The following is a 17,204-nucleotide window of genomic DNA, read 5'->3' on the forward strand; positions in this document are numbered from 1 at the left end:
TGTCAGACATCAACCCACCACGCTACCCGGGAAAGAGGACATTCGTTCTTACACGCTGTCCGGGAAGGCCTGCTGCTGGTAACCACCGCGCAGCGTTCCCTCGACATATGCGGTCTTGCACGCCCGACGCGCGATCTTTCCGCTGGACGTACGGGGGATGGAACCGGCCGGCACGAGCAGCACGTCGCGGGCGGTGACACCGTGCCGGGACGAGATCGCGGCACGCACCGCGTCGGCGATCGGCTGCGGATCGGCCTTACCGGCGCCGGGAGCGCGCTCGGCGACGATCACGAGCTGCTCCGACGAATCGTCGGCATCGAACTGCAGGCCGGAGGCGTCGTTGTCGAACACCTCGCGCGGCAGCTGGTTGGCCGGCACCGCGAAGGCCGCGACGAAGCCGGGGCGCAGCGCGGAGCTGGCTTCCTGCGCCGAGAACTCGAGGTCCTGCGGGTAGTGGTTGCGGCCGTCGACGATCACGAGGTCCTTGACGCGACCGGTGATGTAGAGCTCACCGTCGATGTAGACGCCGTAGTCGCCGGTGCGCAGCCACTTGCTGTCGTCCGGGGTGCCCTCGGCGTGGCTGCCCTCGGCCAGGCGCTTGGTGATGCGGTTGTGGAAGGTGTTGTCGGTCTCTTCCTTGCGACCCCAGTAGCCGATGCCCATGTTCTCGCCGTGCAGCCAGATCTCGCCGACCTGCTCGTCGGGCATCTCGGTGCCGGTCTCGGCGTCGACGATCGCGGCCCACTGGCTGCGCGCGACGTAACCACAGGAGACCTGCGGGATGGCGTTCTCGGCGTCGGGCTCGACGCGCACGACCCGGCCCGCGTTGAGGGCGGTGCGGTCGACGTAGATGACCTTCGCCTCGTCGCTGTGACGGGTGGAGGAGACGAACAGGGTGGCCTCGGCCATGCCGTAGGACGGCTTGATCGCCGTGCGGGGCAGACCGTAGGGGCCGAACGCCTCGTTGAACTTGCGCATCGACGCCGTGGTGACCGGCTCGCTGCCGTTGATCAGGCCGATGACGTTGCTCAGGTCGAGTTCTTCGCCGGGCTTCGGGACGGCGCGTGCCGCAGCGTGCTCGAACGCGAAGTTCGGGGCGGCGGCGAAGGTGCCGGCACCGTCGGAGACAGCGGCGAGCTCGCGGATCCAGCGGCTCGGCCGGGCCACGAAGGCGCGCGGGCTCATGATGGTGATGTACTTGCCGCCGACCGCGGGCAGGATCACCGTGAGCAGGCCCATGTCGTGGAACAGCGGCAGCCAGGTCACGCCGCGCGACGACTCGTTGAGCTCGATCGAGTCGGCCATCTGGATGACATTGGTGAGCACCGAGCGGTGGGTGATCTCGACGCCGGCGGGAACGCGGGTCGAGCCAGAGGTGTACTGCAGGTACGCGATGTCGTCGGTGCCGATGGGCGGCCGGTTCCAGGACTCGGCGACCGAGTCGGGGATGGCGTCGACGGCGATCACGCGGGGACGCTGCGCAGCGGGAAGCGGGCGGAAGAACTGCCGCACGCCGGCCGCGGAGGAGGTGGCGGTGAGGATCGCGCTGGGAGTGCAGTCGCCGAGAACGGCGTGCAGGCGATCGGTGTGACCGGGCTCGTCGGGATCGAACAGCGGCACGGCGATGGTGCCGGCGTAGATCGCGGCGAAGAAGGACACGACGTAGTCGAGGCCCTGCGGAGCGAGGATCGCGACACGGTCGCCGGGAGCGGTGACCTGCTGCAGGCGCGCGGCGATGGCCTTGATGCGCACACCGAACTGATCCCAGGTCAGCTCGTGCACCTCGCCGTCGCGTTCCCGCGAGTAGTCGATGTACCGGTAGGCGAGGTCGTCACCGTTTGAAGCGAAGTTCCCCTCGAGGTGATCGAGCAGGGTCTGCCCTTCCGGCAGCCTGATCCGCCCGTTCTCATCGATGAACTCTTCGAACCCGACGCTCAATTCCTTCTCCCTGTCGAAGCGATCCCACAACCACTCGACATGGTTGCGCCACTAACTTTTCCTCCGCGCCGGCGGATCGTCGTACCGATACCGCCCCCCACGGCTTCCGGCGGTCCGTTCCTCGAACGTGTCCATCGACCCCAGATCACGAATATGTTACAGATCGGCATCACGCGCACCCTCGCAAAGTGCGGTCGCCGGGAGGAACGCTTCCCCTCGCACACGGGAAACACAAAGATACGACATGGTCGTCTTCACACACACATTCCGCGCCCGTCGAATGAGAAGAGCGCACGATCCGATTGTGTGCGACGGTTTTTCGACGCCGATACCCCCCGGCGATGCGACCCGCCGTCCTCTGCCGCCCAGGATCGGCGTCCCGGTACGTACGCCCGACCGACGCGAGAGCTCGTGACAAGGATCATTCCCGGTCGCGGGCCGTCGCTACGCCCCCGGAGGGGGCCGGCCGTTCGCCGTGCCGTCGCTGGCACCATGAACCTCTTCTCCTGTGGCAGTCGTCGTGCGCCATGATCCCGGACGGCCGGGCACGCAGCCGAGGGATGAGTCTAAAGGCAGCCCGTCTTTCGAGTGTACCGGGTGGTGAGATCGGACACTACTCGCGAGTAATATGTGGGAGGGCTCACTTCGGCCCGCGCCGTCGCCGCATGTCGCGACGGCCGCACCTCATTCTTCTGCGGGTTCCGGTGCGGCGTCGATCTTCTCCGCCGCCCAGTTCACGATCCACTGCGTCGCGGTCGTGCCGTTCTCGTCCACGACATAGGTGTTGTACATCGCGTGGATCGGGTTGTTGACGTACTCGAGCAGGCGCGGAGCGGCCGACATCCAGTTGGCGGGATTCAGCGCGTTCGGCGGCGCGTCGCAGATGCTGTCGGTGGGCGCGCAGATCTGGATCGTGCGGTCGTCGAGTTCCCCGAAGCCACCGGGCCGCGCGCCGGTCATCGTGATCCCCGGCAGCCGCAGGCCGTCGAGCGACAGTTCGGCGCCCACTCCGGCGACGGGCGCACCGATGTCGGTGCCCGAGACCCCGTCGCGGCGACCGTCGGCGACGAGTGCGACACCGAGCACCCGGTCGGCGGGGACCGGGCCGTTGCCGGCACCGATCTGCGCGGCGACGTCGCCCACGATCACGGCGCCCTGCGAGAAACCGGTGAGCACGTAGGTGGTCAGCGGGCACTCGGCCGAGCGTCGCGCGAGGATGTCGGTGGTGGCCGCGAATCCCTCACTGCGGCTGTTGTTGTAGGACTGCTGGCCGTCCGGCGGGATCGCGATGGGGTTCGAGAACTGCGCGACGTACGGCACCGTGTAGACATCGGCGCGCTGTGCGTCGAAACGCTCCTGCAGCGGCCTCGTCACGTTGAGCATGAGCGAGTACGGGTTCGCGGCCGGAGCGTACGGATCGTCGCCCACCGCGGACTCCCAGGTGCCCGGCACCGCGACGACCTGCACGTCGGGGCACGAGGCCGGCTGCGACTGCGGCTCCTCCGGCCCGGGCGGGGTGGGAATCGGCGACGGGATGTCCAGCCGCCCCGCGAGCATGTACCAGAGCACCAGCACGATCGCCAGGACGAGCAGCGCCCCCACGACCACGATCCTGCGTCCGCGACGCTGCTTCGTCCTGACCATTCGTGCTGTCCCCGCGTTCCTTAGTTGCAGTACGTCTCGCCGGCGACGGCGATGTACGTGTCGGCCGTCGAGGAGGCCTGCTCCTCCGACAACTCGACACCACCGGCTGCAGCATCACTACCCACGAGCGCGGTCACGAACACCTTGATCTCCTCCGGCGACCCGCCCTGTGCCTGGGCGCTGCAGATGTAGTCGGCGATGTTCACCGCGCCGGTCTCGTCGCTGGGCTCGACACCCTCGGCGCGGAGACCGTCGAGGAAGGCCTGTGCGCCGGGCGTGGGAGCGGGTGCCGCGCCTGTGCCGGCTCCCGTGTCCTCTCCGGCATCGTCGTCTCCGGCAGCGGGCGAGGACGGAGCCGGGGACGCCTCGCTCGTCTCGGTCTCGCCCGTGGTCTCGGCCCCGGCGGCGCCGGGGGACGTCTCGGCCGCGGAGGTCGATGTCGACGTCGAGGTCTCCGTGGCGGCAGACGTCGTCGGCGTGTTCGTCGCGGTGGAGTCGTCGCTTCCGCACGCGGAGAGAACGGCCGTGGCGGTCAGTGCCGCGGCGAGGGCGCCGAGGACTCGGATCGAGCGCGAGCGGGTCCGTGCAGGCATGTGGTGGGGTCCTCACATCCGGGATGTCGGTCGAACTTGGTCAGATGCGCCCCAGGCTACAGAGCGGCCCGTGCGGCCGGTAGGAGCGTCCCGCCTCCCCCGGTCACACGGGCCGACCCGCTTCGCGATCGCCAGCCGCACGGGGCTGGCCCTGCTGTCGTTCGGTTACGGCTGCAGCTTCACCTCGTCGCCGTCGAGCGTGATGAAGCCGTTCTGGAAGTTCTGCTGGACTCCCTTGCCGTCCACGGCCGGGAACTCGTCGCTGATCGGCAGGCCCAGACGTCCTTCGGCACCCTTCTCGGCGAGCCACGCCTCGAGGATCTTGCCGCGGACCGGCCAGGCACCGGTGAGCGGGCTCCAGTAGATGTTGCCGTGCTGGAATTCGTTGAAGCGACCGTCGCGCCCTGCGGGCTGCTCGCTGGCCGTCGGGTAGCCCAGGACTCCCGTCTCGTAGCCGAGCTGGGAGTACTTGTCGAGGATCATGCCCTGCACGCCGTGGGCGCCGGTGTCCTCGCTCCAGTACATGGCGCCGATCTCGAAACCCTGGACCGCGCCGCGGCCGTCGGGGGTCGCCGCCTCGTCGAGGATCGGGTAGCCGAGGGGGCCGCCCTCCCAGCCCTGGTTCTTCCATTCCTCGAAGATCTTGCCGCGGACCGCGTGGGCGCCGTGCTCGGGCGTCCAGTAGATCGCGCCGTTCCGGAAATGGTTGAACCGTCCGCGTCCGTCGGGAGCGACGCGTTCCTCGGTGGTCGGATAGCCGAGCTGCCCGGCCGGACCGCCGACACCCTGGTAGGCGCCGCCGATCGCACCCGCGACCGGCACCGTCGTGCCCTCGGACGAGAAGACGCGGCCGAAGCGGAAGTCCTGCACCTTGCCACCGGCGACGTCGTATTCACCGGTGAGGCAGTCGCCGAGCCAGGCGTTCGCGTTCGCGACGTCACCGAAGGCACCGGTCGGATTGCACTCGGGCTTGTCGACACCGACCCCGAGGGTGTTGGCGAGCTGCGGCCACAACTGGTGCAGTTCGAACTCCCAGTACTTCCACGTGTGGGTGCCCGACGGCCGGTACACGATCTGCGCGGGGATGCCCTGCTTCTTGAGCTTCGTCGCGAACGCCTGCGAGGTGAGGCGCGAGAGGATCTCGAGGCCCATGCCGGCGTAGTTGGTGCTGACACCGGGGATGCCCGACGGATCGTCGTAGGGGCCGGTGGTGCCGCTGCCGCTCGAGACGTACAGGCTCACGCCCTTGAGCTTGTCGGCGAGCAGGTACGGATCGTGCGACTCCCAGCCCTCGGAGCCGGGCGCACCCCACATCGCCTCGGAGTCGAAACCGCCGGCGTCCTGCATCGCGTAGTGGATGGCCTCGGGCATGCCGAGGGTGGTCGTGGTGAGGATGCCGGACAGCGATGCCGCGAACTGCGCGAAGCCCGGGTTGCGGGCGGGCAGGAACATCGCGGCGGTACCGCCCATCGACAGGCCGACGACGCCACGCTTGTCGGTGGTGCGCCAATCGCGTTCGAGGAGCGGGGGAAGTTCCTTCGTCAGGAAGGTCTCCCACTTGTAGTTCTGTCCGTTGTTCTGGTCGATCCAGTCGGAGTAGAAGCTCGACTGGCCGCCCACCGGCAGCACGACGTTGACGTTCTTGTCGGCGAAGAACGCTTCCGCGTCGGTCTCGAGCGTCCACCCGTTCTCGTCGTCGCGCGCACGCATGCCGTCGAGCATGAACACCGACGGGAACTTCGCGTCGGGCTTGCTGTTCCAGTCGCGCGCGAGCAGCAGCTGCACCTGGATCGGCGTCCCCATCGACGGCGAGTCGATCCACAGGGCGACGCGACGATCGGTGAGCCAGTCGACGGAGCGGACGGTCGCACCGGCGGTGCTCGTCGGGCCGGACTGGGCGATGAGCGGATCGGCGGTGGCCACCGAGACGGTGGTCAGACCTGCGGCGACGGGCGCGACGAGGGCTGCGGCGATCAGTGCGAGCGCACGGGATCTCCCGCTCCGCGCACCCGCAACGCGAGCCGCTCTCCTGCTCGGCCCCGTCCGTCGCTCACCGTGCTCGAGCTCAGTTCGCATCTGCATCGCTCACTTTCTGCGTTGCCGGATTTCCTGCCGAAGTGCGGCTTCGGGTGGACCGCGACGGCGGCAGTGGCAGGGCGCCCCGGCTGGATGTGCCGACTCGGGATACCGGAGTCCCGGATGTTGTTTCTACACCGGCGGCACTCGGAATCGCGGGTGCCGCGCTGTGACAGGTGAGAAAATTGTTGCAGAAAGTTACGACGCCGCCCACTCACCGGAGGGTGAGCGGGCGGCGTCGTCGCTAGCAGTGCGTACCGGGGATCAGAACCCGTTCAGCGCCTCGAGGATCTGCGGGCGTGCCTTCCAGAGCTGATCCTCCCAGTACTTCCAGGCGTGCGTGCCGCGCGCCGGGAAGTCGAAGGTGGCCGGGATGCCGAGCGTGGCCAGCTTGATCTGGAACGCGCGGGTCTGGGCGAGGGACAGCGCCTCGAGGGCCATGCCGTTGGCCGTGTTGTAGTAGCCGACGAAGCCCTGCGGGTTGTCGTGCTCACCGGGCAGACCGCTGGCGGCCGAGATGTACAGCGACAGACCCTCGAGCTTCGGAGCGAAGACGAACGGGTCGTTGCGCAGCCAGGCCGGGCTCCACGGCGGGCCCCACATCGAGTCGACGTTGAAGCGGCCGGCGTCGAGCATCGCCACGCGGATGGCCTCACGCATGCCGGGAGCCGACAGGTTGAGGTAGCCGGACAACGACGACGCGAACTTGAACTGGTCGCGGTGGTAGGCGGCCAGGGTCAGGGCGGCGGAACCGCCCATCGACAGGCCGAGAATGCCGTTGTTGTTGCGCGACACGCCACGGGTGGCGAGATAGTCGGGCAGCTGCTCCGTCAGGAACGTCTCCCACTTGTAGGTGATGTCCTGGCCGTTCAGGTTGGACGGCGCGTACCAGTCGGTGTAGAAGCTCGACTGTCCGCCGACCGGCATGATCAGGCTGACGTTGTCGTTCGCGAACTGCTGCAGGGCGTTCGTCTCGAACGTCCAGGCGTTCGCGTCGTCCCGAGCGCGCAGGCCGTCGAGCATGTAGAGCGCCGCGTCGCCACCGCGCGCAGCCCACTGGATCTGAACCTTGATCGGGCCCATGTCGGACTCGACGAAGACCTCTTCGAAGCCCCCTGCAGGCGCGCGGTGCGAGACCGGCGCTCCCTGCGCCGGCGCGGCGACGGCGGCGGTGGTTCCGACGAGGCCGGCAGCCACGGGGAGGACCAGAGCTGCGGCGGCGGTGCCGAGCAGTCGCCGTCGAAGGCCCTGCCTCAACCTCGGGACAAAACGCATGAACAATGCTCTCTTTCTCGTCTGCGGCGTCCGCGTTCGCGTCCCCCGGATTCCGGCGATGACGACCGCGGAAGGCCGCCCCAAGTCACACTGCGGTCAAAACTGTAAAGGACCGCGTGATCTCTGACAAACCCTGGTTTCAACAGCTCTTGGGCACCTCTTGACCTATAGGTCAAGCACGCGCTGCCGGAATGTTACCTATCCGTGATGCGTCGTGATCCTATCGAGACAGTCGAAAGGGGCCAAGTTGATCTCGGTGTCCGGCCGTCACCCCCGCGGCGGTGGCATCGGCAGGTCACAGCGCTGGATCTCGTACTTCGGCACCCGTTCGATCCGGTGCGAGGCGTAGTCGAACGCGTTGCGCAGGTTCCTCTTGAACAGTGCCCACGTGAGTTCGGCGCTCGAGGAATCGATCATCTCCCGGGTCTCGGGACAGGTCAGCGCGGTCTTCGCCATCGCGACCCAGTCCTCGTCGAGATAGCCCGGCATCCACGGATGCACGTCGACCATGCCCGAATCGGCGACCACCCAGTCGGGGAACAGGATCTTGTCATGGCCGATCCGGCCGTCCTCGAGACGCTCGGTGTGCGCGGCGAGCGGGTAGGCCAGGCCCATCTGGTCGACGACCCGCACGTCCAGACCGGTGTTCATGCTGGTCATGCCCAGGTTCAGGAAGAACACCGTATGTCCGGCACCACCCGGTGGGATGGGCTCGGGCGGCGGCACGACATCCCACGCGTCGAAGGAGGGAGTCGGCAGCAACAACCCGCCGTTCGGGGTGTTCGCGATGGCCTCGACCATGGCCCGCATGCGCGGGTAGTCGAGATAGTCCTCGGCCCGGATGGGATGCAGATGCCCGGTGTTGAGGGCGTAGAAGGCGCGCTCGTCGACGATGCCGGAGCGGCCCACCACGGCGCCTTCGGTCATGCCGGTCGTGTTGGCCGCAGCGGCCGTCCACACCACGGTGCCCAGCCACAGCACTGCCAGCGCACCCGCGACCTGCGTCGGCCGGTTGTTGCCGATCTCTGCCCGGCCCGGGACCCGCAGTGGGACGACGGCAACGGGCAGGAGCAGGCAGAACAGCGGCGGCAGGAGGACGCGGCCGTGCATGAAGTCGCCGCCCACACGCAGCGAGTACAACGCGAGCAGCACACCCGAGCCGAGGAACAGCACGACGACGGCGGTCGGCGTGCGCAACAGGTTCTGCGCCCAGGTCAGGGTGGCCCGCACGTCGCGCGGATCGGGACGCGCCGCCGCGGCGGTGAGGCCCGCGGCGTCACGGCTGGTCGCGAGGACGAACGCGGCGAGGATTGTGAGGAACAACAGCGGCAGCCACAGCAGATACGGCGAGACCAGGTTGCCGAGATATTCGAGGCCCTGCGACCACTTGGCACCACCGGCGTCCTTGGCGACCGCGGTGTTGGGATAGGGCAGTCCGTAGTAGCCCATGCGCCAGATCTGGTAGCCGACCGGGATCGCTCCGGCGACCGCGACCATCGCGATGCGAATGCGCAGGTCCAGGCCGGGCGCGAGGAACAGCATCGCGAGCGCGAGCACCGCGACCAGCGCGAGTTCGGGTCGCACGAGCGGGCCGAGTCCGGCGACGAACGCCGTGGCGAGGATCTGCCCCGTACCCGGAAGCGATCCGTCCCCTCCCGGCGTGGGGGTCGCCCACCGTGCCATGAGCAGCCACAGCAGACCGAGCCAGCAGATCACCAGGCAGGACTCGAGGCCCGAGGTGGCGAAATCGCGGGCGGGGGGCACCGCGATGTAGACGAGGACACCGGCGGGCAGGAGCAGCACGGTCCCCGTGGTGGCGCGCAGTCGCCACCGGTACAGGCGTGCGGCACCGAACATGGCGAGGACGATCGCGCCCGTCGACAACACGAGCGCGATCGTGAGCACCACGTATTCGAGGCGGAGGCCGGTGAGCCATCCGCCCGCGTAGACGATGTACGTCCAGGCGGTGGAGGTGTTGGCCTCCACGCGCTCCCCCGCGTTGAACACCGGCCCGTTGCCGGCGAGGAGGTTGCGCACGGTCCGCAGGACGATGAGGCCGTCGTCGGCGATCCAGCGCCGCTCCCACGCTCCCCAGAACATCAGGAACGCGGAGACGACCACACCGGCGGCGAACACGCCGCGGGCGAGGCGGTCACGCCGAACGGGCCGGACCGTACTGGACGGTCCGGCCTCGGTGTCGTGGACGCCGCGCACGACGTCAGAAGAGGTAGACAGCACCGCCGACCACCAGGATCCACACCACTGCGAGCAACTGCAGCACCCGGTCCTTCAGGGCGATCTCCTCGGGTTCGCCGGCTTCACCGCCGTCGACGTCGACCGCGTAGCGCAGGATGGCGACGACGAACGGGATCATCGAGATCGCGTACCAGTTGGAGCCGGCCACGTTGTCCTGCTCGAACGCCCACAGGCCGTAGCAGAGCACGACCGCCGTCGCCGCGACCGTCCACACGAACCGCAGGTAGGTCTCGGTGTAGTACTCGAGCGACTTGCGGATCTTCGCGCCGGTGCGGGTCGCGAGGCGCAGCTCGGCGTATCGCTTGCCGGCCGCCATGAACAGCGACCCGAACGCCATGATCAGCAGGAACCACTGCGACAGCGGGATCTCGGCGGCCACACCACCGGCGATGGCACGGATCAGGAAGCCCGACGACACGATGCAGATGTCGAGCACGGCCTGGTGCTTGAGCCCGAAGCAGTACGCGAGCTGGATGCCGATGTACACGGCCATGACGACGGCGAGCTGCCAGTTCGCGACGAACGACAGCGCGATCGAGCCGACGAGCAGCACCGCCGCGAGGATGTACGCGAGTCGCACCGGGAGCACGCCGGCCGCGATGGGCCGGAACCGCTTGGTGGGGTGTGCACGGTCGGCCTCGACGTCCATCGCGTCGTTGACGAGATAGATGCCGGAGGCGGCCATGCAGAAGACGACGAAGGCGAGCGCGACGGGCAGCAGCACGTCGACCTGGGTGACCGAGCCGGCCGCCATCGGGGCCGCGAGCACCAGGACGTTCTTCACCCACTGTCGGGGACGGACCGCCTTGACGATCCCGGCGCCCAGGCTCTTGGGCGCCTCCTTGACGGGCGCCGGTTCCTCGCTCATCGATCTCCCCACTTCGTCTCTGCCCGCGCCACGACGGCCGCGGACGCCGCACCGAGTGCCGCACCCGCCAGTACATCCGTCGGATAGTGCACGCCCAGCACCAGGCGGGACAGCATCATGGGCGGCACGAGCACCGCGGGAAAGGGTAGCCCGGTGGTGCGGGCGAGCAGCACGGCCGCCGCAGTCGTGGACGTCACATGCGACGACGGGAAGCTCAACCGGCTCGGCGTGGACACGTTGACCTGCACCGTCGGGTCCACCGGCCGCGGCCGGCGCACGACCCGCTTGATCACGACGGACGCCGCGTGGGCACCGAACGCACCGACCGCCACGCTCGCCCACTTGCGGCGACGGGGGCGGTCGACGAGGGCGCCGGCGGCGCCGATCGCGATCCAGCCGAGTGCGTGCTCACCGAAGTGCGACATGCCGCGGGCGATCTTCGTCGCGGCGGGCACGGCGCCGGCGGTGGCCTGGACGGTCTGCAGGATCCGGACCTCGGTGTCGGTGCTCCTCCAGTGACGTGCGGCCGCACCGTCCGCGGCTGCACCGTCCGCGGCCGCACCGTCTGCGGTCGTGGCCGCAGCGCTGCTGTCAGTTGCCGATACCGAAGACACGCTCCCACTCCTCCTTGCTGGTCAGGGCGGGAACCGCGTCCCGGTACCGCTTCTTCATCTCGGGGAACCGGCGAGCGAGTTCGCGTCGCAACCGGAGCGCCTCCGTGAGCAGGGCCTGGGCCTGCGCACGATCGCGCTTACGGTAGACGACACCCCGACCGTCCGCCGTGGTGACCGTCACGCCGTCGACCTGCGAGAGCAGGAACCACCGCGCGTCGATGGTCGGCACGTTCAGCTGCGGCCGTTCGTGGTGCTCGCGGTTCTCGGGGCGCACGTTGTGCAGTACACCCTTCGCGAGACGCTTGACCTTCGCGACCGCACCCTCGGGCAGGCCCACAGCGCCGACCTCGGCGCCGGATGCCATCGGCAGTTCGGTCGACGACGGCAGCACCACCGCGTCGGGGAAGTTCTTCCGCAGTGCGTGCACCTCGCCGAGGGCGCGCGGCAGCAGATCGAACAGGTTCTCCGGGCCGGCGAGGAAGTCCTCGATGGCCTTGTTCTGGATCGCGACCGTCGAGTACTCGAGGCACACGAGGTGCTTGATCGTGGCCTTGATGGTGTCGAGCACCATCGCCTTGGGGTCGCCGTGCTGGTGCAGCGCGGCCACGACGAGCCGGTTGCGCAGGTGGAAGTACGCCTGCCAGTCGATGGCGTCGTCCTTGTCGCTCCACGCCATGTGCCAGATCGCGGCACCGGGCATCGTCACCGTCGGGTAGCCGGCCTCGCGGGCCCGCAGGCCGTACTCGGCGTCGTCCCACTTGATGAACAACGGCAGGGGCTGGCCGATCACCTCCGCGACGACGCGCGGGATCATGCACATCCACCAGCCGTTGAAGTCGACGTCGATTCGGCGGTGCAGGAGCTTCGAGTTCTCCCGGTCGCGCAGCGGCTTGGTGGAGAAGTCGTGGTCGTACTCGACGTTCGGGGCGGCACCCCACATGAAGTTCGCGCGGTGGATGACCTCACCCATGGTGTGCAGGTGGCTGCGTTCCTGCAGGTTGAGCATCTGCCCGCCGACGAGCATCGGGGTCCGCGCGAACCGCGACAGGGCGAGGGCGCGCAGGATCGAGTCGGGTTCGATCTCGATGTCGTCGTCCATGAACAGGATGTAGGGAGCATCGGTGGTCTTCAGCGCCTCGTACATGATGCGGCTGTAACCACCGGAGCCACCGAGGTTGCCCTGGTCGTGGATGACGAGGCGATCACCGAAAGGTTCGGCGGCCTCCGCGAAGTCGGCCTCGTCGCGCACCTTGCGGGTGCCCTGGTCCGGGATGATGACGGCGTCGACGACGTCCATCACCAGCGGGTCGGACGCGAGCGCACGCAGCGCCTTCACGCAGTCGGCGGGACGGTTGAAGGTCGGGATGCCCACGGCGACCGAGGCACGGCCGGGCGCCTCGACGGGTGCGTACCAGCCGGCGGCGTGCAGGGTGACGTCGCTGTCGGTGGTGACGTCGAACCACAGCCAGCCGCCGTCCTCGAACGGACCCAGATCGGCGTCGATCTCGACGATCACCCCGTCGCCGCGGAACTCACGGCCGGTGACGTGGATGCGGCTCGAGTCGGCCTTGCTGCGGTACAGGTCGACGCGGCCGTGGCCGGTGAGCTCGAGACGCAGCACCACCGAACCGAGCGTGCTCCAGCGACGCCAGTAGCTCGCTGGGAAGGCATTGAAGTAGGTGCACAGCGACACCTCGGACTCCGCGCCGATCGCCAGCGTCGTCCGGCTCGTCGCGTGGGCGCGACGCGCATTGGTGGGCGACTCCTCGAGGTAGAGCGTGCGCACGTCGAGGGGCTCGCCCGGTCGCGGCAGGATGATGCGCTGCAGCAACGACCGGCCGAGCAGGCCGTCCCGCTCCGCGACGGGAGCACTCACGGCCGCCTCGTGCTTGCCGGCGTTCGCGGCCGCGGCGTGCTTCGCGGCGCTCACGAGGCATCCCCGGCGATGGGCGCTCCCGATTCGAAGTGCGGGGCCAGGACGTTGTCGAACATCGACAGCGCGCTGGCGATCGCCATATGCATGTCGAGGTACTGGTAGGTGCCGAGTCGGCCACCGAAGAGCACCTTGTTCTCGGCTGCTTCCTGCTTCGCGAGGGCGCGGTAGGCGCCCAGCTTCTCGCGGTCCTCGGAGGTGTTGATCGGGTAGTACGGCTCGTCGTCGTTCTCGGCGAACCGCGAGTACTCCCGCATGATGACCGTCTTGTCGGCCGGGTAGGTGTCGCGCTCGGGGTGGAAGTGCCGGAACTCGTGGATCCGGGTGTAGGGCACGTCGGCGTCGTTGTAGTTCATGACCGGGGTGCCCTGGAAGTCGCCGGTGGGCAGCACCTCGGTCTCGAAGTCGAGGGTGCGCCATCCGAGGCGACCCTCGGAGTAGTCGAAGTAGCGGTCGAGCGGGCCGGTGTAGACGACGGGAGCGTCGGGGCTGGCCGCGCGGATCTCGTCGCGCACCGCGAACCAGTCGGTGTCGAGCCGGACCTCGATCCGCTCGTCCTTCGCCATGTTCTCGAGCCATGCCGTGTAACCGTCGACCGGCAGACCCTCGTAGGTGTCGTTGAAGTAGCGGTTGTCGAAGGTGTAGCGGACGGGCAGCCGGGTGATGTTGCCGGCGGGCAGTTCCTTCGGGTCGGTCTGCCACTGCTTGGCCGTGTAGTCGCGGACGAACGCCTCGTAGAGGGGGCGGCCGATCAGGGAGATGGCCTTCTCCTCGAGGTTCTTCGCCTCGGCGGTGTCGATCTCGGCGGCCTGCTCCTTGATGAGGGCGCGTGCCTCGTCGGGACTGAAGTACCGGCCGAAGAACTGCGACACCAGTCCGAGACCCATCGGGAACTGATAGGCCTGGCCCTTGTGCATCGCGAACACGCGGTGCTGGTAGCCGGTGAAATCGGTGAACTGGTTCACGTAGTCCCACACCCTCTTGTTGGAGGTGTGGAACAGGTGGGCACCGTACTTGTGGACCTCGATTCCGGTTTCCGGCTCGGGCTCGGAGTACGCGTTGCCACCGAGGTGGTGGCGACGCTCGATCACGAGCACTCGCTTGCCGAGCTGCGTGGCCGCGCGCTCGGCGATCGTCAGTCCGAAGAATCCGGAGCCGACGACGATCAGGTCGTACTCACCGGTGGAGGGCTGGGGCGCTGATGCAGCAGTCACGGGAGACCAGGGTATGCGACTCCGTCGCGGAGGTGCCCTCTCGGTCCGGGCGGACCGAGAGGGCCGTCACACTCACACGTAGTGGATGAGCGCGTCACGGACGAATTCGGCGCCTTCACGTCCTCCGTAGTTCGCTGCGAAACGCTCGTCCTCGACGTACATGTCGGCGAGACCGAGCACGTACTCCCGCGGACTGCCCTCCGCAGTGCCGCCTCCCGGGGTGCCCGGAATCGACGACAGCCAGGCGACGTGCCGCCGCGCGAGGTCCTGTGCTTCGGGCCCGGCGGGGTCCAGCCCGGCCCGGGCCGCCGCGGTCCAGTCGTGGTTCAGCTGCTCGACCTGTTTCATCCAGTCGTGCCTGGCGGCGTCGTCCATGCCCCGCCACCACCGGTCGCCCGAGTCGTAGGCGTCCTTGCCCCACCGTTCGATCACTTCGTCCCGGTGCTGCGTGTGGTCGAACCCGTCGAACACTTCGTCTGCCACGAGTTCCTCCCCTCTCTCCGTCTTCGCCAAGGTGGTGCGCACCGCCGCGATACGGCGGTCCAACTGCCGGCGCTCGTGTTCGAGCAGGTCGAGGTGGGTGCGCAGTGCGCTCGCGGTGTCGTCGTGACCGGCGAGCACGTCGCGGATCGCGGGCAGGGCCAGCCCCAGGTCGCGGAGCAGCAGGATGCGCTGGAGACGCACGAGTGCGTCCTCGTCGTAGAACCGCATGCCGTTGCTGCCGGTGCGGCTCGGACGCAGCACCCCCACCTCGCCGTAGTGCCGCAGCGTGCGGCTGGTGACACCGGCGGCGCGTGCCAGTTGCTGGATCGACCATTCCCGCACGTGCCCACCTCCTCTTCTTTCCGGCTACGACCAGCGTGCATCTTGACGTTGCGTCAATGTCAACACTCGTCGTCGGGGTGCCGGAACGCCACCGGCCGGTCGCCCCGTTCGGGCGACCGGCCGGTCGAGGTGTGCCGTGGGATTACTCGGCGCTACCCGTGCTCGGGAACCAGTCCTTCAGGAAGCTCGCGTCGATGACCTGAGCACCGAGGTCCGGTGTCCACACGATCGCGCCGCCGGTGAAGATCCGGAACTTGCCGATCTCGTCGGGCAGCATCAGCTCGGGGCCGATGGGCGAGCCGAGCACGCTGTCGACGCCGCCGAGATCCAGGTAGGCCTGCTCGATGGGCGAGGTGCCGGTGCCGCTGCCGAAGGGATCGGTGCCGGTCTCCGGGCCGGGTTCGGGTGCCGGAGTGACCTCCGGGGCGTCCTCGTCGATGCCTTCCTTGACGGTGAACCAGTCGGAGCGCAGTCCCAGCTTGGTCCGCGCCTCGGCACCCGTCGTCTCGATGGTGCGGTCGGAGCCGACCACACGGACGCGGGTCACGCGACCGCCTTCGGGGCCGAGATTGTTGCGGGAGAGCACCTCAAAAGCCTGGAGGTCGCCGACGCCGAACTTGCTGCCGATCTCGGCCGCCGTGAAGGTCTTGGCCCATTCGCGGTTCGGTGCGACCTTGTCGCCCTCGTCCTCGACGGGCGGGAAGGTGCCGCCGGCCGAGTAGCCACCGGTGGAGGCGGAGAACTCGCTGCGCACGACCTCGCCGTCCTTCATCAGGACGGTTCCGCGGGTGGTGCGCACACCGTCGTCCGTGCGCGGATCCTCGACGCCCGACCCGCCGTAGACCTGGCAGTCCGTGGTGTCGCAGGTCTGCCACTTCTCGTGACGCTTCTCGGCGAGGGCGTAGGAGCGCGCGGCGATGGCCTGTGCCCGCAGCGCCTCGGCGCCACCGGTGTCGGCCCAGCCGGGCAGTGCCTCGGCGGGGACCACGCTGCGCAGGTAGTCCTCGACGTGGAGGCGGTTGACGGTGCGCGGGGCGGTGCCGTCGAGCACCACACCGAGGGCACCGCGGTAGGTCTTGTCGTCCGAGCACATCGTCAGGTGCTCGTTCGCGGGACGGTCCTCGGCGAGGTCGATCGGATCGACCCACGGCAGGTCGGTGGCGGCCTGCCACAGCACGTCGCCGCTGCAGCCCTCCGTGACGACGACGTTCGCGCCGCCGTCCGGGGTGGGTGTCAGGTGCGCGGCCTCACCGGGCGCGAGCTGCTTGCCGGCGACGATCATGCCGGTGTCGGAGTAGACGTCGAGGGTGTGGTCGTCGCGGGCCATGAGACGCACCGCGATCATCGCGTCGTCGACCGTGCCGAGTTCGGTGCCGCCGTAGTAGTGGCCGATGATCCGTTCGGCGGTCCACCCGTCCTGGGCGTAGCCGTAGGCACCCCACTGCCCCATGCCGCGACCGTGGCCGTGACCGAAGCCGCTGAACGTGAAGGGAGTGTCGGCCGAAACCGCTTGCACGACACCCGGTGCCGCCTGGTTGCTCTGGACGAGCGCGCCGACGCCGGCTCCGACGAGCAGCGCGGGAGCGACCCCGATCGCGGCAGCACGGGCGACGGAGGGACGCCATCCGTTGCGCAGCGGCCTGCCGAGGATGATGCGCCGCTTCCGGATCTTGCCTCTGCGCCCGATGGACTGTCGTGACATGACGTTGCTCCCTCGTTGTCGCTGTAGGCGCGAACTCGTGATCCGCGATATCGGACAATTTCGACCGATCCTCAAGCTCAGGTTGAGGCTTAAGGTTTGCTGCGTCTAGTGTGACAAGAGTGACGGAGCTAGGCAACAAATGTCACAGAAGCAACACAAGAATCACGAGTTACAGAACTTTCGTGTCCGAACCGGACTACGGAAGCGACACATAAGGGACGATCCGAAGTCGGAACCGTCCGCTGGAGCACCAACGACAGGGAGTA

At 68.5% G+C, this 17,204-nt stretch carries 12 protein-coding genes; all 12 read right to left on the bottom strand.

The window, feature by feature from the left end; all coding sequences use genetic code 11:
* Positions 1-48 precede the first annotated feature (48 nt).
* Positions 49-1,938: a long-chain-fatty-acid--AMP ligase FadD32 gene (fadD32, locus tag B9C99_RS01935; RefSeq protein ID WP_088896971.1), complete on the bottom strand. Its 1,890-nt coding sequence runs from the start codon at positions 1,936-1,938 to the stop codon at positions 49-51.
* 684 nt (positions 1,939-2,622) lie between these two features.
* Positions 2,623-3,582: a cutinase family protein gene (locus tag B9C99_RS01940; RefSeq protein ID WP_024102678.1), complete on the bottom strand. Its 960-nt coding sequence runs from the start codon at positions 3,580-3,582 to the stop codon at positions 2,623-2,625.
* A gap of 20 nt (positions 3,583-3,602) precedes the next feature.
* A complete protein-coding gene (locus tag B9C99_RS01945; RefSeq protein WP_088896822.1) occupies positions 3,603-4,175 on the bottom strand; it encodes a DUF732 domain-containing protein in 573 nt (190 codons plus the stop codon).
* 165 nt (positions 4,176-4,340) lie between these two features.
* Positions 4,341-6,257, bottom strand: a complete 1,917-nt coding sequence (locus B9C99_RS01950; protein WP_088896823.1) for an alpha/beta hydrolase-fold protein — start codon at positions 6,255-6,257, stop codon at positions 4,341-4,343.
* Positions 6,258-6,515: 258 nt separating this feature from the next.
* Positions 6,516-7,526: an alpha/beta hydrolase family protein gene (locus tag B9C99_RS01955; protein ID WP_088896824.1), complete on the bottom strand. Its 1,011-nt coding sequence runs from the start codon at positions 7,524-7,526 to the stop codon at positions 6,516-6,518.
* Between the two features lie 267 nt (positions 7,527-7,793).
* Positions 7,794-9,740 (bottom strand): flagellar motor control protein ZomB, encoded by a 1,947-nt coding sequence (gene zomB, locus B9C99_RS01960; RefSeq protein WP_088896825.1) that lies wholly within the window; start codon positions 9,738-9,740, stop codon positions 7,794-7,796.
* A gap of 4 nt (positions 9,741-9,744) precedes the next feature.
* Positions 9,745-10,650, bottom strand: coding sequence for a decaprenyl-phosphate phosphoribosyltransferase (locus B9C99_RS01965; protein WP_016692623.1), 906 nt, complete (start codon positions 10,648-10,650; stop codon positions 9,745-9,747).
* Positions 10,647-11,138: a phosphatase PAP2 family protein gene (locus B9C99_RS01970; protein WP_026061215.1), complete on the bottom strand. Its 492-nt coding sequence runs from the start codon at positions 11,136-11,138 to the stop codon at positions 10,647-10,649. The genes B9C99_RS01965 and B9C99_RS01970 overlap by 4 nt, the downstream gene beginning before the upstream one ends.
* Before the next feature lie 103 nt (positions 11,139-11,241).
* Complete coding sequence (locus B9C99_RS01975) at positions 11,242-13,140, bottom strand: glycosyltransferase (RefSeq protein WP_026061214.1); 1,899 nt, start codon at positions 13,138-13,140, stop codon at positions 11,242-11,244.
* 50 nt (positions 13,141-13,190) lie between these two features.
* Entirely contained in the window at positions 13,191-14,411 is a 1,221-nt protein-coding gene (gene glf / locus B9C99_RS01980; protein ID WP_016692620.1) for a UDP-galactopyranose mutase, read from the bottom strand.
* A gap of 72 nt (positions 14,412-14,483) precedes the next feature.
* A complete protein-coding gene (locus tag B9C99_RS01985; RefSeq protein ID WP_088896826.1) occupies positions 14,484-15,236 on the bottom strand; it encodes a MerR family transcriptional regulator in 753 nt (250 codons plus the stop codon).
* A gap of 142 nt (positions 15,237-15,378) precedes the next feature.
* The gene (locus B9C99_RS01990; protein WP_088896827.1) at positions 15,379-16,938 is read right to left on the bottom strand and encodes a SpoIID/LytB domain-containing protein; all 1,560 of its coding nucleotides are present in this window, start codon (positions 16,936-16,938) and stop codon (positions 15,379-15,381) included.
* Positions 16,939-17,204 lie beyond the last annotated feature (266 nt).

The sequence above is a fragment of the Rhodococcus sp. BUPNP1 genome (genome assembly GCF_002215235.1).
GTDB lineage: Bacteria > Actinomycetota > Actinomycetes > Mycobacteriales > Mycobacteriaceae > Rhodococcus.

Coding starts and splice junctions, on each gene's coding strand:
- B9C99_RS01940 (WP_024102678.1), bottom strand. CDS start 3,582: ATGGTCAGGACGAAGCAGCGTCGCGGACGCAGGATCGTGGTCGTGGGG.
- B9C99_RS01990 (WP_088896827.1), bottom strand. CDS start 16,938: ATGTCACGACAGTCCATCGGGCGCAGAGGCAAGATCCGGAAGCGGCGC.
- B9C99_RS01945 (WP_088896822.1), bottom strand. CDS start 4,175: ATGCCTGCACGGACCCGCTCGCGCTCGATCCGAGTCCTCGGCGCCCTC.
- B9C99_RS01965 (WP_016692623.1), bottom strand. CDS start 10,650: ATGAGCGAGGAACCGGCGCCCGTCAAGGAGGCGCCCAAGAGCCTGGGC.
- B9C99_RS01950 (WP_088896823.1), bottom strand. CDS start 6,257: ATGCAGATGCGAACTGAGCTCGAGCACGGTGAGCGACGGACGGGGCCG.
- B9C99_RS01955 (WP_088896824.1), bottom strand. CDS start 7,526: ATGCGTTTTGTCCCGAGGTTGAGGCAGGGCCTTCGACGGCGACTGCTC.